The following is a 14,607-nucleotide window of genomic DNA, read 5'->3' as shown; positions in this document are numbered from 1 at the left end:
GCGCATCAGCGAAGCAGACTGAGCGCATTGTACTGCCGCGAGCCTTGGAGGGGCAAAGTGCATGGACAGACTGGAAAGATCCTCATCGGCCTGACGATACTGGTGACACGGGGTTTCCCCTTGAAGAGGGCCACGATCGGCTCTTTCGGGGGAGTCCTGATAAGGAGCCGATAAGGAGACAGGGATATGTCATCACTCGATCAGCGCATGGGATACGCGCGCGCCAGACATCGCTGGCCCTTGAAGGTGGGGCTTGTGTTGCTCGCACTGGGGGCGTGCCTGAGCGTTTCCCTGTGGCTGGTGAGTCTTTTCCTGCCGATCCCTTTCGTCGATGAGGGAGTGCATTTCGCGCAGATTCGCCAGTTTCTCGCCGGCGACTGGGGTCAGCATCCCAAGCTGACCACCCTGACGCTATATCACGCCACCATGGCGGTGGTGCTCGTGACGCTTCAGACGTTGGGGGAGTGGCTCAATCTTCCTCTCGCGGCTGACGCCCTGGCCGGGCGCTGGCCTGAAATGCCCTCGGTTGACTGGGTGCGGGGCCTGTCGCTGCTCGGCTTCAGTGTCATGGTGTGCATGGTCTGGCGGGCGCTGCCGAGCGTCTATCGGCGCCTTGACCCCATGCTCGATGAGAACGATGCCCAGCAACAGGCGAATCGTCAGAGCTGGCAGTGGCTATGGCTGCCGATCATCTTCCCCTATCTGGTGCTGGTGTATACCGACCCGTGGATCATCGCCCTGATCGCGCTGCAGCTCGTTGCGCTGGTGCGTGAGCGGCGTCTGCTGTTGCTGGTGTTGATCCTGGCCGGGCTCGGCTTGCGGCAGGACAGCATCGTGCTGCTCGGGCTGTGGGGCGGTCTATTGCTGTTCATGACGCAAGCGCAGCCTGGGGTTTGTTCGCAGGCTGTCGGCATGGCACCACCGCTGCGCTCGCCGCTGTGCCAGCTTTCCGTCTGGTGGGGCCTGATCGTGCGCTGGTGGTGGGTGGCCGTGATTCCGGTGGCCGCCTTTATCGGGTTTGTTCTCTGGAATGATGGCATTGCCATGGGCGATACCACGCGTCATCAGGCCGGTTGGCACACCGGCAATCTCGGCTATTACCTGGGCGTGATCGGCGTGGTGTTTCTGCCATTGTGGCTGGCCGACTTGCCGAGGCAGTGGCATCTGCTGTGGCGTCTGTGCACCCAGGGCGCCTGGCCATGGCGAGGCATTCTGCTGCTGGGGGCGCTGGCGGGTGTGTGGGTCATGCTGGTGATGAGCTTTGAGGTGACGCATGACTACAATTTCCAGCGCTGGACGATCCGCAATACCTGGCTGTCATGGCTCAATGACCACCCGGTGGGGCTGTGGGTCACCATGTTGCTGACTACCAGCATGGCGCTCTGGTGGCTGAGAGCACCGCTGCGGCTGGGGCATGGTGGTCTGCTGCTGGTAATGCTCGCCTTGATGATCTGCACGCGCGAGCTTATCGAGACGCGCTACATGCTGCCCTTGATCACGGTCTTCCAGTTGCTGCGCTGTGCAGAGCGAGCGGAAGTGGAGCGCGCGATGACGCTCTGGGCGGTTTCGATGGGGGCGCTGCTGCTGGCGGGATTGGTGCTGACGCGCACCCTGCCATGAGCAGGTGGCAGGGTGTCTGGGAGGGGCGCCGGATGGCTGGCATCTCAGGCCTGATGGTGCTCAGGCGGAGACTGCGCCTCACGGCCGGCAGGGGCTTCATTGGCACCAGCACCGAGACCAGAGCCGCCGCGCGGCGGCTCGGCCACCCAGGCGTAGGCAGCTTCGCGCTCGTCGGGGGAGAAGTGGCGTACCTCGATGGAGCGCACCAGGTGCTTGCTGAACTCGGTGACGTGGCGCAGCCAGTCGGCCTTGCTGATGATGGCTTCGCGCTCGAAGTCTCCCAGATGGCGCAGGGCATAGCCGATATCATTGAGCAGGGCGGCGGGCGTGATCAGGCCAAAGCGTTCAATCTCCACCAGCAGCGAGATTCGCTCATGGCGCGCCAGGCGTTCGTCGCATTCCTTGATGATGGGGGCGAGCGAAGCCTGATCGATATGCCCCGCGAGATGCAGGGCGACAACGTGATCGGCGGGACTCTTGAGCAGTGTCAGCATGTTTGGCTCCTGCACTGATGCATGTTGGCTGGGCGAGCCGGGCTGGAAACCAGCGCTGGCGTCGCTACCTCTTCAGTGTAGTCGCATGTAAGCCGCTTGCGGGCGTCTGGCCGGGCGATTGTCGGCACTGTTCGTGTCGAGGAACTGCCAGCTACGGTTACCTCCTTCGGCATCTGGCCGCGCGAGGCATGACGAGCGGGGCAGTGTTAAGGTAAGAAAAGCATCGGACACGAAAAGTATCAGGCATGAAAAGTATCAGGCATGAAAAAGCGCCGCCCCTCGTGAGAGGAGCGGCGCTCTTGAATTCAGACTGACTCTTGCTTGATCTGGTACGGCCAGCCGGACTCGAACCGGCACGCCCGAAGGCAGGAGATTTTAAGTCTCCGGTGTCTACCGATTCCACCATGGCCGCGCAGACTGGCGCATAACTTATCATATTTCACATCAAGGTCAACTTTAATGGCAATGACACCTTGCTGAATACGTGATTCAACTGACTGTTATGCAATGAAATTGCGACGCTGAATGGTCTTCGTGAGCGGTGACATTGAGACAGGAAGAGCAGAGCGATTTTTGCCCGGCATGATCACGACAAGCAACGCGAAAAGGTGCACGGTGGAGAAGGGCAGGAAAACAGAGGGTCAGTACCGAGCGCGAAGGCGCACAGGAGAAATCCTTCATGGGATCAGGGTGACTGTCAGAATCACTGGACAGATTAAAACAGAGATATCACGTGGCAAGGCAACGACTTGGCAAGAGGTAGATCAGACGATAGCCAAGCGAAAAAGCGCCAGGGTTGCAGCAATGCAAATCGAAACAAGCAAGGGAAGTGTGACGACCTGAAGGGGGAGGGTGTCATAGCCATTCCAGAGAGAAACAGGGGATGTTTCGGTATCTGAAATGGAGGCTGGAGTCGGAATCGAACCGGCGTACACGGAGTTGCAGTCCGCTGCATGACCACTCTGCCATCCAGCCTCAATGATCGAGATGTCAGTCGAAACTGATGTCTGATCCGAGGAGTATCCACTGATGATGCTGCAGATACATGAGTCAGTAAATCAGGTGGATGTTGCGCTACCTGTGTTACTGGAGCGGGAAACGAGATTCGAACTCGCGACCCCAACCTTGGCAAGGTTGTGCTCTACCACTGAGCTATTCCCGCTGAACTCGAGGTCGAATTATACGGATAATTCCCATGCTGTCAAACAGTTAATGAAAAATTGTCTCGCGAGTCAGGTCGCTGGAAACGAAAACGCCCACCGGCCATAGGGGCGGTGGGCGTTGAGGCATTCGCAGCATCTCGTGGCTGAACGGGGTGTCAGACCGAGCGCACCAGTTCCGGCCAGGCGGCGCGCAGGTAGCTGATCATCGACCACAGCGTCAGCGCAGCCGAGATATACAGCAGGGCGAGGCCGGTGTCCCCTCCGACACTGCCCGGGGCGAAGAACAGCAGCATGAACAGGGCGAGCATCTGGGCAGCCGTCTTCAGTTTGCCGACCCAGGACACCGCGACGCTGCCGCGCTTGCCGATCTCGGCCATCCACTCACGCAGTGCCGAGATGACGATCTCGCGACCGATGATGACCAGGCTCGGGATGGTCATCCACAGGCTGTCGTAGCGTTCTATCAGCAGGCCCAGTGCCACCGCGACCATCAGCTTGTCGGCGACGGGGTCCAGGAAGGCGCCGAAGGGCGTGGTCTGATTCCACAGGCGGGCCAGATAGCCATCGAACCAGTCGGTGATGGCGGCCAGTGCGAAAAGCAGCGCCGTCAGCGGCAGGCTCCATGCATAAGGCAGATAGAAACATACCACCAGCAGCGGAATGAACAGGATGCGGATCAGAGTCAGGATATTGGGGATGCTCATCGTGACGGCACGAGTCCTTGCATGAAGCGTAGGTGGCTGGGCGCAATCGAGGGCGAGTCGAGCCCCTGAAGAAAGCCGTTCGATTGACGCCGCACAAGTCGTCTATTCTAGCCTGCCGGCGGTGCATTCAGCCATGCCAAACGGCAGGTTATTCAAGCCAACGCTCTGTCACTCTTCCTTGAGCGTTGAGTCGATGGTGCCAGAGGCCACCATGTCGTGCACGGGAGGCAGCCATGCAGCGTCTGATTCATCAGCCATGTAGCGCCTGGTGGATCAGCTCGGCGAGCGATTCGCTGATGCCGGGCACGCGGGCCAGTTCCGGTTTGGAGGCCTGTTTCACCCCCTGCAGTCCGCCGAAGAACTTGAGCAGCTCGCGGCGCCGCTTGGGGCCGACTCCCGCGATTCCCTCCAGACTTGAGGTACGCCGCGCCTTGTCGCGTTTGGCGCGGTGACCGGCGATGGCGAAGCGGTGTGATTCATCGCGCACATGCTGGATCAAGTGCAGCGCCGGCGAGTGGCTGTCAAGATCCAGGGTGTCATGCACCGTCTCGATGAACAGCGTCTCGAGCCCTGCCTTGCGCGTGGTGCCCTTGGCCACCCCGAGCAGGATGATGTCAGTCACGCCGAGTGACTCGAACACCCCGCGCGCCATGTTGAGCTGCCCCTTGCCGCCATCGACCAGCAGGATGTCCGGGCGCTTGCCTTCGCCTTCCTGCAGGCGCTTGAAGCGCCGCGTCAGCGCCTGCTGCATGGCGGCGTAGTCATCGCCGGCCGTCACGCCTTCGATATTGAAGCGCCGGTAATCCGACTTGATCGGGCCGTCATGATCGAAGACCACGCAGCTGGCCACGGTCGCCTCGCCATGACTGTGGGAGATGTCGAAACATTCCAGTCGCTTGGGCACTTCATCGAGTCCCAGCGCATCGCGCAGCGACAGGAAGCGGTTGGACAGCTGCTGGCGGCTGGCCAGCTGGGTGGCCAGATGTTGCTCGGCGTTGGTCTGCGCCAGTGTCAGCCACTGGGCGCGATGGCCACGCACCTGATGCGCGACCCGTACCCGGCGTTCGGCCTTCTCGCTCAAGGCGCCTTCCAGCAGGTTGGCGTCCTCGAGGGCCAGCGAGGTCAGTACTTCATCAGGCATCTCCCTGTCCTGGCCGAGATAGTACTGACTGACGAAGCTGGTCAGCAGCTCGCTGCTGGTCAGGTCCAGGCCATTGCTCGGCGAGAAGTGACGTGCGCCGAGCATACGACCCTGGCGGACCGAGACCACGCTGATGCAGAGCCCGCCGGGGCGCTCGGCCAGCGCCAGGATGTCGGCGTTGCCGGTGCCGGTGTCGACGTATTGCTTCTCTTGCATGCGGCGCAGCTGGGCGACCTGATCACGCAGGCGAGCCGCTTCCTCGAATTCCAGCCGCATGGCCGCGTCTTCCATCGCCTGGCTGAGCTCGTCGGTGACCTTGTCGCTCTGGCCGTTCAGGCACATCACCGCATGTTCCATGTCGCGCCGATAATCCTGCTTGCTGATGTAGTCGACACACGGCGCGGTGCAGCGGTTGATCTGATATTGCAGGCACGGGCGCTCGCGGTGGGCGAACACCGAATCCTCGCAATTGCGCAGGCGGAAGATCTTCTGCATCAGCGTCAAGGACTCGCGTACCGCGACGCTGCTCGGGTAGGGGCCGAAGTAGCGTCCGTCATTGCGCTTGTGGCGCACGCGCTTGAACTCCAGCGCCGGATAGTCGTGATGCTGGCTGATGAAGACGTAAGGGTAGGATTTGTCGTCACGCAGCAGGATGTTGTAAGGCGGGCGCAGCTCCTTGATCAGGGTCTGCTCCAGCAGCAGAGCTTCGGTCTCGCTGCGGGTGATGGTGACCTGCACGTCGGCAATGCGCCCCACCAATGCCTGGGTCTTGGCATTCAGGCCGGTATTGCGGAAATAGCTGGAGAGGCGCGCCTTGAGGCGCTTGGCCTTGCCCACATACAGCACGTCGCCTGCGCTATCCAGCATGCGGTAGATGCCCGGTGCATCGCTGACATGCTTGAGAAAATGGCGGGCATCGAAGCCGGTTGCCTCGCTGCCCTGCAGCAGGTCACTGCTGGCGTCACTGGTGATCAGACGGCTGGAGACCCGTGCGGCATCGCTGCGTGCGCGACTGTCAGCCCGCGCGCTGGCATCATGGGCTGGCGAGCCTTCAGGTTGGGCAGGATTGCCTGATGGCTGCTCATTCTCGGGTGACTGAGAAGTGGTGTCCGTCATCGTGGGATCAGTGTGCTGCTTGGCCATGAGGTTCCTCGTCCAGAGATGCCTCGAGTCTATCAAACAAGGGCGATTGCTCGCAGGCATGGGGGCGACGCCGCCATGCTGCAATGCCTGCTGTCATGACCGGCCCGATCAGGACGTGCCACTCAAGAACGCCTCAGACAGAAACGCCTCATGCAAGAACGCCACCCGGGAAGGTGGCGTTCTTGCATGAGGCGTTGACGGCGCTTCTCGGGAGTGTCACGAGCAGCGCGGGCCTGCAGTGTGTGACGGGCTAGCAAGGTGTGCTTGTTCAAGCCTCGTCAGGACGGTCCAGCACGTAGTCATCCAGCAGCTGGTGACGCATGGCCAGATGCGTCATCTCCACGTCGCTGGTTACGCCAAGCTTGTCGAAGATGCGGTAACGGTAGGTGTTGACCGTCTTCGGGCTCAGGTGCAGGCGGTCCGAGATCTCGCTGACGCGATGGCAATTGACGATCATAGTCGCCACCTGCAGCTCGCGGCTCGACAGCTGATCGAAGGGATTGCTGCGCTGGGTGTCCATGCCCGAGAACACCAGGCGCTGGGCGATTTCCGGGGATAGATAGCGTTCGCCTGCGGCCACCTGATGGATGGCGCGAATCATCTCGTCAAAGGGCGTGCCCTTGGAGATGAAGCCGAAGGCTCCCGCTTCCAGCAGGCGTTTGGCGAAGGACTCTTCCAGATAGGCGGTCAGCACGATGACCCTGACGTCGGGCAGACTGCGCACGATCTTCTGCGTGGCTTCCAGGCCATCAACGCCGGGCATGCGTATGTCCATGAGCACGATATCCGGGCTGTGCTCACGGCAGAGTTTGATCGCGGTTTCGCCATCCGAGGCTTCTGCAATCACCTTGAGCCCATCCTCTAGCTCAATGGTACGGACGATGCTGGTACGCACCAGGTGGTGGTCGTCAGCGACAAGAACCTTGATCAAGGCGGCTCCAGTAAAGGTGTCAATAAGTAGTGAAGTGAATGCGCGATCCAATGTACCCATTGGACAAGGGCTTGTCGATGCCCTGTCATCCAGTGAGTCGCGCTCAGGATAACCACTGCTGATATAGTGCTAGCGTGATCCCTGCTCCTTGTCGTCGGCCGTGTGGCAGTGAGCGAGCCCCTGCGGGAAACCGTGCCTCGCGATGTGAACCGTAGACTTCACGCTCTCCACAAAGCGCAGCAAAAATAAGAGGTTGACGACGTATTCGTCGCTCTGTAACATGCGCCTCATCGTGAAGACGGGGCCTTAGCTCAGCTGGGAGAGCGCAACACTGGCAGTGTTGAGGTCAGCGGTTCGATCCCGCTAGGCTCCACCATGATTCACGACAAGTCTGTCCAGGTTTCACGTGCCCACTTGCCTGCAGGTGACACATGACATGACAGTCTGATTAGGGGCCTTAGCTCAGCTGGGAGAGCGCAACACTGGCAGTGTTGAGGTCAGCGGTTCGATCCCGCTAGGCTCCACCAGAATTCTTGAAAAGGCGGTCATCCTTCGGGGTGGCCGCTTTTTTGTGCCCGGTTTTCAGCTCGGTCCTGTCTGCTTCACATATATAGCTACCGGTGCCCGGGTCTGCCAATGCTGATTGGAATAGGTGGTAAATCTCACCCGGGTTCGTGATTGGCTGAAATTGCCGTCAATCGTTGCCTGATCATCTCAAGTCGTTGATGAGAGGCAGGCATGGCGCTAGATTGGCGACATGAGCAGACAAGAGATCACACGACTCGTGGCGAGCCTCGCCCACGAGGAAGGCATTCGAGGGACCGCAGTGAAGGGCGTGCAGCTCTTTCGCATGACAGAGCCCGTGCGTTGCGCGCCGGCCATCTATGAACCCGCCGTGGTGGTGATCGTCAGCGGTGCCAAGGAGGCGATACTGGACGGCGAGCGGCATGTCTACGACAGCCGCCAGTATCTGTGCTGTCCCATCTCGATGCCGGTCGAGGCGGGTGCCCCCACGGCCTCGCCAGAAACTCCGCTGCTGGGCGTGTACGTCTCGCTGGACACGCGGGTGATGACGGAGCTTGCCATCGAGATGGAAAGCGCCGCGGGGCTTGTACGCAAGCCGGGCAGCGGCCCGCTGCCGCCGGGGCTTGCCCTGGCGCATTGGGACGCCGCCTTCAGCGATGCCTTGTTGCGACTGCTGCAGGTGGCGCAGAACCCCCTTGACGCGGCGATACTGGGAGAAGGGCGGCTGCGGGAGCTTTACTACGCCGTCCTGAAGGGTGAGGCGGGGGAGTCGGCGCGACGGGCCTTCGGGGTTGGCAATGAGATCGCGCGGACGATCGATTACCTGTCCAGTCGACTGGATGAGCCGGTCAGCATTGAAGACATGGCCGGGCGGGTCGGCATGAGTCGCGCCGTCTTCCACCGCAAGTTCAAGCAGGCGACCACGATGTCGCCGATCCAGTTCGTGAAGTCCATGCGCCTCAACACCGCTGCCATGCAGATCGCCAATGGCAAGACCGTCAGCGAGGCGGCCATGGCCGTGGGCTATGTGAGCTCGTCGCAATTCAGTCGCGAATTCAAGCGTCTGTACGGGCAGTCGCCCAAGCAATGGAGTCAGTTCAAATAGCGACACGCCACCAGCGGGGCAAGAAAAAACGGCCATCCGAAAGGAGGCCGTTTTTTCTTGGCTGGCGATCATCCTGCTCGTGGGGTACTAGAGCACCGCTTCACTCTCCTCGACACGCTCGAAGAGGATCAGGTGATCGGCCTGGATGCGCAGCATGACCTGCTCACCGGGCTGGTAGTCGTGATGGCTGTTGAAGGCGGCCTCGACTTCCCGCCCGGAAGGCAGCGCCAGCCGGTAGAGGGTGCTGGTACCGGCGAAGGTCGCGCTGAGCACGCGTGCCTTGAGGTCGGTCGCTTCCGAATCCCCTTCGGCCAACACCAGGTCATCCGGGCGCAGCAGCACATCCACCGGCGTGCCGGGTGCATACGGATAGGCACGGTTGCCGCGAATCACGCCCAGCTCCGTGCTCACGCATTCGTTGTCCTTCAGCGTGCCGGGGATGAAATAGCCCTGGCCGATGAAGTTGGCGACGAAGCGCGTGGCGGGTTCGTGATACAGGTTGAACGGCGTGTCCCACTGCTGCAGATGACCGCCGTGGATCACGCCGATCTGGTCGGCCATCGCAAAGGCCTCATTCTGGTCATGCGTGACCAGCACCGCGCTGATGCCGAGGTGTTTGAGAATCCGCCGCACCTCCTGGCTCAGTTGACGGCGCAGCTCCACGTCCAGATTCGAGAACGGCTCATCGAGCAGCAGAATGCGCGGCTCCGGTGCCAGCGCGCGAGCCAGGGCCACGCGCTGCTGCTGGCCACCGGACAGTTCATGTGGGAAGCGCTCGCCGAGGTGGGCGAGGCCGACCAGGGTCAGCAGCTCCGTCACCTTGTCATTGCGCGCTTCACGGGTCATGCGGCGCACACCGAAGGCCACGTTGTCCGCCACGCTCAGATGGGGGAACAGTGCGTAATCCTGGAAGACCATGCCGACATGGCGCTGCTCTGGCGCGGTCAGATAAGTCGCGCTGGACAGCACCTCGCCTTCGAGACGAATCTCGCCCACCGCCACCGGTTCGAAGCCGGCAATCGCGCGCAGCAGCGTGGTCTTGCCGCAGCCGGAGGGGCCGAGCAGGCAGGCAATGTCACCCTTGTTGAGGGAGAAATTGATGTCGCGAGTCACGACGGTGGTGTCGTAGCGACATTCCAGCGAATCGATCTGAAGGAGCGGTTGCATGATGGCAGGTCAGTCCGGATGGCGATGAAGGCAACGGGGCAGGGGAGTGTCCGTCTCGCTTGAGCATACGCGAGCGCCGCCTGCGTGGATGCAGGCGGCGGCTCAGTCCTGAGCTTCAGTGCTGATGGCTCAGTCCTGGCGGCCCAGCATCAGGAACTCGAGCAGTGCCTTCTGGGCGTGCAGGCGGTTGCCCGCTTCCTGCCAGACGACGGCGCGCGGGTCATCCAGCAGGCCCATGCTGATCTCTTCGCCGCGGTGTGCCGGCAGGCAGTGCAGGAAGATGACGTCGTCGGCGGCCTTGTCGAGCATGGCTTCGTCGACCTGGAAGCCGGCGAAGTCGGCTTCACGCTTGAGCTGCTCTTCTTCCTGACCCATGGAGGCCCAGACATCGGTGGTCACCAGGTCCGCGCCCTGCACGGCTTCCTGCGGATCACGATGGATGCTGACGCGCTGGCCGGCGGCCGCGACGATCTCGCTGTCCGGCTCATAGCCTTCCGGGCAGCAGATGCGCAGAGTGAAATCGAACTGACGTGCGGCGTTGATCCAGGAATGGCACATGTTGTTGCCATCACCGATCCACACCGCCGTCTTGCCCTTCACGGGGCCACGGCACTCGGTCCAGGTCATCACGTCGGCCAGCAGCTGGCACGGATGATAGTCATCGGTCAGTGCATTGATGACCGGCACGCTGGAGGCGTCGGCGAAGGCTTCGATGTCGGAGTGGGCGAAGGTGCGGATCATCACGCCATCGACCATCTCGGACAGCACGCGTGCGGTGTCGCCGATCGGCTCGCCACGGCCCAGCTGGGTGTCGCGCGGTGACAGGAACAGCGCATGGCCACCGAATTGCGCCATGGCGGTCTCGAAGGACACGCGGGTACGCGTGGAGGACTTCTCGAAGATCATCGCCAGGGTACGGTTGGCGAACGGCGTATAGACCGGACCTTCCTTCTTCAGCCCATCCTTGATGGTGATGGCGCGCTGGATGAGGTAGTCGAGTTCTTCCGGAGAAAGGTCAAGCAGGGTCAGAAAATGCCGGGTGGCCATCGAGCGGGCTCCTGTCAGGGTCTCGGACAGCACCATTGAAAAGGGCGCCATGCGTCGGAGGGAAGGAGGTCGCCGACGATCACGGCGCCCGGATGGCGCTGCCTGTCAAAAGAGCCATCCTAGCCAGCTCGGCGCGAGCGTGCAACGCTCGCGCCGTTATCAGGGCAGCCATGGCGCGCGCTGCAGGGCCGATGCGCGCTGCTGCAGACAGCAATCCACAACTCGGGCACTATCGGGGGCTGAATTCATGGCTTACCCCCAGTAGAATGAGGGAATGACACTCACGGGCCTTGCGCCCACCGTCCGAGGATTGCACATGAGCACTACCATCGAATCGATCGAAAAGCAGATTGGCGAGAACCCGATCCTCCTGTACATGAAGGGCACCCCGCAGCTGCCGCAGTGCGGTTTCTCTGCGCAGACCGTGCAGGCCGTCATGTCCTGCGGCGAGCGTTTCGCCTTCGTCAACATCCTCGACAACCCGGACATCCGCGCCGAGTTGCCGAAGTACGCCAACTGGCCGACCTTCCCGCAGCTGTGGATCAACGGCGAGCTGGTCGGCGGCTGCGACATCGTGGTCGAGATGTACCAGAGCGGCGAGCTGGAGCCGATGATCAAGCAGGCCGCTCAGGCAGCTTCCGCCGAGTGATCGGCAGTCTGATCTGACCTGCTGGATCTGACACGCGCTGATCTAGGCAAATGCCGTTCAGAAAAACGCCCCCGCAGCCTGGCTGCGGGGGCGTTTTCTTTTCTGGCTCTAGGGGAGCCTGTCAGCCGGAGAAGCTGTCAGAAGCTCTGCCAGTCAGGGCGCGGGCGCGTCGAGCGAGACCGGCACCTCGTCATTCATGCCCTGTTCCTTCATCGCCAGGTCCCAGCCGCCCAGGTCCTTGAAGCGGTTGACCATCGCGCAGAACAGCTCCGCGGTACGTTCGGTGTCATAACGCGCCGAGTGGGCGGAGGCGTTGTCGAACTCGATGCCGGCGGCACGGCAGGCGCGCGCCAGTACCGTCTGGCCATAGACCAGACCCGCAAGCGAAGCGGTATCGAAGCACGAGAACGGGTGGAACGGATTGCGCTTGATGCCGCAACGCTCGACTGCCGCGTTCAGGAAGCCCTGGTCGAAGGCCGCATTGTGGCCGACCAGCACCGCACGCGTGCAGCCGTGCGCCTTGATGGCCTTGCGCACCGGGCTGAAGATCTCGCCCAGCGCCTGATTCTCGGCCACCGCGACCTGCTTGCGCACCGGGTTGTCGAGATCGATACCGGTGAAATCCAGTGCCGACTGTTCGATGTTGGCGCCCTCGAAGGGGGCCACGTGGAAGGCATAGGTCGCATCCGGCACCATGTTGCCATCGTCGTCCATGGTCAGCGTGACGGCAGCGATCTCGAGCATTGCATCACCGGCGGCATTGAAACCACCCGTCTCGAGGTCGACCACCACTGGCAGAAAGCCACGGAAGCGCTGTGCCATCTGCGTGCGCTCGCTCGCCTGGGTCATCAAGATCTCCAATCCCGTCATTGCATCTCGTGCTGCGCCGTGCGTATCGCCGACGCTCAAGGTGGCCAATTGTAGCAGGGCGAAAAGGGCGCGTCGCGGCGCTGGCCGCCTGCCGGGGTGTCTCTGACCCCGCTGGCAGTATCGGTGAGGTGCCAGCCTCGCTATAATCGGCGTCACATCGTGATTCGGGTAGATGAGCGGCTGCGCGTGCGCGGCCTTCGCTCGTCTGGACCGGGCGATCCAACCCCACCTGCGGCCACGGCGTTCATCAGTGGTACGCGGGAACTACAAGCATCAACTCAGGAGTCAAGCATGTCCGACGTGCAAAAGGTCGTTCTCGCCTACTCCGGCGGCCTGGACACTTCAGTCATCGTCAAGTGGCTGCAGGAAACCTACAACTGTGAAGTCGTGACTTTCACAGCTGACCTCGGTCAGGGCGAGGAAGTCGAGCCGGCGCGTGCCAAGGCAGAAGCCCTCGGCGTGAAGGAGATCTACATCGAAGACCTGCGCGAGACCTTCGTCCGCGATTACGTCTTCCCGATGTTCCGTGCCAACGCCATCTATGAAGGCGAGTACCTGCTGGGCACCTCCATCGCACGTCCGCTGATCGCGCGTCGCCTGGTCGAGATCGCCAATGAGACCGGCGCCGACGCCATCTCCCACGGTGCGACCGGCAAGGGCAACGACCAGGTGCGTTTCGAGCTGGGCGCCTACGCGCTGAAGCCGGGTATCCAGGTCATCGCGCCGTGGCGTGAGTGGGACCTAAACTCCCGCGAGAAGTTGATGGAATACTGCGAGCAGCACGGTATCGAAGTCGACTACGCCAAGAACAAGAAGAAGTCTCCGTACTCCATGGACGCGAACCTTCTGCACATCTCCTACGAAGGTGGCGTGCTGGAAGACCCGTGGACCGAGTGCGAAGAAGAGATGTGGCGCTGGAGCGTCAGCCCGGAGCAGGCGCCGAATGACGCGACCTACATCGACCTGACCTACGTGAAGGGCGACATCACTGCCATCGATGGCAAGGAAATGGCCGCTCACGAAGTGCTCGAGTACCTGAACAAGGTCGGCGGCGCGAATGGCATCGGCCGTCTCGACATCGTCGAGAACCGTTACGTCGGCATGAAGTCGCGTGGCTGCTACGAAACACCGGGCGGCACCATCATGATGCGTGCTCACCGTGCCATCGAATCCATCACCTTGGACCGCGAAGCGGCCCACCTGAAGGACGAGATGATGCCCAAGTACGCTGAGCTGGTGTACAACGGCTACTGGTGGAGCCCGGAGCGTCGCATGCTGCAGGCGGCCATCGATGAGTCCCAGAAGGTCGTCAACGGCGTCGTGCGTCTCAAGCTCTACAAGGGCAACGTGATCGTCGTCGGCCGTCAGTCCGAAGACTCGCTGTTCGATGCGTCCATCGCGACCTTCGAAGACGATGCGGGCGCCTACGACCAGAAAGATGCTGCCGGCTTCATCAAGCTGAACTCCCTGCGCCTGCGTATCGCGGCCAGCAAGGGACGTGGCATCGAGTAATCTCTGATCCGATAGCCTGATCTCGGAACACCATGACGCCGGCCCCTGCTGCAGCCATTCGCTGCCATAGGGGTCGGCGTCGTGCTATCTGGTGGTCGGCCGAGCGCTGTTCACCCCCACGGGGGCATGTGATGCTGACACAAGCGCCATTTCATTCTCATTTCTGCACGTGAACCGCCGGCGAGCGTCACGAGAGCCGGCCAAGGAAGATGTATCATGCTGGGTATGCTGAAGAAACTGTTTGCCGCAGGCGAGCCTGCGCCGGTCAAGGAACCGGAAGCCACCGAATACAAGGGCTATCTGATCGTGGCGATGCCGCAGAAGCACGATGGTCAATATCGGGTGTCGGGCGTGATCCGCAAGCCGGTGGAAGGCGGCGAGATGCTGGAGCACCGTTTCGAGCGCTCCGACACCGTGCCGGGCGAAGAGGGCGCCGTGGAGCTGACCCTGCTCAAGGCGAAGCGCACCATCGATGACCTGGGTGACAGCATCTTCGAGCGCTGATCGCCCCCGGAGCTGACCGCTGCGCACTTGAC

The 14,607-nt window shown here is 61.8% G+C and carries 12 protein-coding genes and 5 tRNA genes; 7 read left to right on the top strand and 10 right to left on the bottom strand.

The window, feature by feature from the left end; genetic code table 11:
* Positions 1–186 precede the first annotated feature (186 nt).
* Entirely contained in the window at positions 187–1,620 is a 1,434-nt protein-coding gene (locus FLM52_12750; GenBank protein NVN56643.1) for a hypothetical protein, read from the top strand.
* 44 nt (positions 1,621–1,664) lie between these two features.
* Here the strand turns inward: FLM52_12750 and FLM52_12745 are convergent, their stop codons facing one another.
* The 7 genes from FLM52_12745 to uvrY all read right to left on the bottom strand — a co-directional run bounded on the left by FLM52_12745 (position 1,665) and on the right by uvrY (position 7,196).
* A complete protein-coding gene (locus FLM52_12745; GenBank protein ID NVN56642.1) occupies positions 1,665–2,114 on the bottom strand; it encodes an STAS/SEC14 domain-containing protein in 450 nt (149 codons plus the stop codon).
* Between the two features lie 327 nt (positions 2,115–2,441).
* Positions 2,442–2,526, bottom strand: a tRNA-Leu gene (locus tag FLM52_12740).
* 489 nt (positions 2,527–3,015) lie between these two features.
* Positions 3,016–3,089 (bottom strand) — tRNA-Cys (locus FLM52_12735).
* Positions 3,090–3,201: 112 nt separating this feature from the next.
* Positions 3,202–3,276, bottom strand: a tRNA-Gly gene (locus FLM52_12730).
* 156 nt (positions 3,277–3,432) lie between these two features.
* On the bottom strand, positions 3,433–3,981 hold the full coding sequence (gene pgsA, locus FLM52_12725; GenBank protein ID NVN56641.1) for a CDP-diacylglycerol--glycerol-3-phosphate 3-phosphatidyltransferase: 549 nt from the start codon (positions 3,979–3,981) through the stop codon (positions 3,433–3,435).
* A gap of 250 nt (positions 3,982–4,231) precedes the next feature.
* Complete coding sequence (gene uvrC / locus FLM52_12720; GenBank protein ID NVN56640.1) at positions 4,232–6,238, bottom strand: excinuclease ABC subunit UvrC; 2,007 nt, start codon at positions 6,236–6,238, stop codon at positions 4,232–4,234.
* Between the two features lie 295 nt (positions 6,239–6,533).
* Entirely contained in the window at positions 6,534–7,196 is a 663-nt protein-coding gene (gene uvrY / locus FLM52_12715; protein NVN56639.1) for a UvrY/SirA/GacA family response regulator transcription factor, read from the bottom strand.
* A 300-nt stretch (positions 7,197–7,496) separates the two neighbouring features.
* On the opposite strand from uvrY, the gene FLM52_12710 reads away from it, so the two are divergent.
* The 3 genes from FLM52_12710 (at position 7,497) to FLM52_12700 (ending at position 8,826) form a co-directional block, all read left to right on the top strand.
* Positions 7,497–7,572, top strand: a tRNA-Ala gene (locus FLM52_12710).
* Positions 7,573–7,647: 75 nt separating this feature from the next.
* Positions 7,648–7,723: transfer RNA gene (locus FLM52_12705), tRNA-Ala, on the top strand.
* A 230-nt stretch (positions 7,724–7,953) separates the two neighbouring features.
* A complete protein-coding gene (locus FLM52_12700) occupies positions 7,954–8,826 on the top strand; it encodes an AraC family transcriptional regulator (GenBank protein ID NVN56638.1) in 873 nt (290 codons plus the stop codon).
* 87 nt (positions 8,827–8,913) lie between these two features.
* On the opposite strand, the gene FLM52_12695 is transcribed toward FLM52_12700, so the two are convergent.
* Both FLM52_12695 and argF read right to left on the bottom strand, forming a co-directional pair.
* On the bottom strand, positions 8,914–9,996 hold the full coding sequence (locus tag FLM52_12695; protein ID NVN56637.1) for an ABC transporter ATP-binding protein: 1,083 nt from the start codon (positions 9,994–9,996) through the stop codon (positions 8,914–8,916).
* Positions 9,997–10,122: 126 nt separating this feature from the next.
* Positions 10,123–11,040 (bottom strand): ornithine carbamoyltransferase, encoded by a 918-nt coding sequence (gene argF, locus FLM52_12690; protein ID NVN56636.1) that lies wholly within the window; start codon positions 11,038–11,040, stop codon positions 10,123–10,125.
* Positions 11,041–11,356: 316 nt separating this feature from the next.
* On the opposite strand from argF, the gene grxD reads away from it, so the two are divergent.
* Positions 11,357–11,689, top strand: a complete 333-nt coding sequence (gene grxD, locus FLM52_12685; protein NVN56635.1) for a Grx4 family monothiol glutaredoxin — start codon at positions 11,357–11,359, stop codon at positions 11,687–11,689.
* A 153-nt stretch (positions 11,690–11,842) separates the two neighbouring features.
* On the opposite strand, the gene FLM52_12680 is transcribed toward grxD, so the two are convergent.
* A complete protein-coding gene (locus tag FLM52_12680) occupies positions 11,843–12,538 on the bottom strand; it encodes a ribonuclease T (protein NVN56634.1) in 696 nt (231 codons plus the stop codon).
* Positions 12,539–12,850: 312 nt separating this feature from the next.
* Here FLM52_12680 and FLM52_12675 point away from each other — a divergent pair, with 312 nt between their 5' ends.
* Positions 12,851–14,071, top strand: coding sequence for an argininosuccinate synthase (locus tag FLM52_12675; GenBank protein NVN56633.1), 1,221 nt, complete (start codon positions 12,851–12,853; stop codon positions 14,069–14,071).
* A gap of 225 nt (positions 14,072–14,296) precedes the next feature.
* Positions 14,297–14,575 (top strand): hypothetical protein, encoded by a 279-nt coding sequence (locus FLM52_12670; protein ID NVN56632.1) that lies wholly within the window; start codon positions 14,297–14,299, stop codon positions 14,573–14,575.
* Positions 14,576–14,607: the final 32 nt, after the last annotated feature.

It is taken from the genome of bacterium Scap17 (assembly GCA_013376735.1).
Classification (GTDB): Bacteria; Pseudomonadota; Gammaproteobacteria; order Pseudomonadales; family Halomonadaceae; genus Cobetia.
Note: the sequence above shows the minus strand (reverse complement) of the source record. Positions and strands in the feature narration are given on the sequence as shown.

Bases quoted from the DNA above. Each gene is read 5' to 3' on its own strand.
- FLM52_12750 (NVN56643.1), top strand. From the start codon at position 187: ATGTCATCACTCGATCAGCGCATGGGATACGCGCGCGCCAGACATCGC.
- FLM52_12745 (NVN56642.1), bottom strand. From the start codon at position 2,114: ATGCTGACACTGCTCAAGAGTCCCGCCGATCACGTTGTCGCCCTGCAT.
- pgsA (NVN56641.1), bottom strand. From the start codon at position 3,981: ATGAGCATCCCCAATATCCTGACTCTGATCCGCATCCTGTTCATTCCG.
- uvrC (NVN56640.1), bottom strand. From the start codon at position 6,238: ATGACGGACACCACTTCTCAGTCACCCGAGAATGAGCAGCCATCAGGC.
- FLM52_12700 (NVN56638.1), top strand. From the start codon at position 7,954: ATGAGCAGACAAGAGATCACACGACTCGTGGCGAGCCTCGCCCACGAG.
- argF (NVN56636.1), bottom strand. From the start codon at position 11,040: ATGGCCACCCGGCATTTTCTGACCCTGCTTGACCTTTCTCCGGAAGAA.
- grxD (NVN56635.1), top strand. From the start codon at position 11,357: ATGAGCACTACCATCGAATCGATCGAAAAGCAGATTGGCGAGAACCCG.
- FLM52_12680 (NVN56634.1), bottom strand. From the start codon at position 12,538: ATGACCCAGGCGAGCGAGCGCACGCAGATGGCACAGCGCTTCCGTGGC.
- FLM52_12675 (NVN56633.1), top strand. From the start codon at position 12,851: ATGTCCGACGTGCAAAAGGTCGTTCTCGCCTACTCCGGCGGCCTGGAC.
- FLM52_12670 (NVN56632.1), top strand. From the start codon at position 14,297: ATGCTGAAGAAACTGTTTGCCGCAGGCGAGCCTGCGCCGGTCAAGGAA.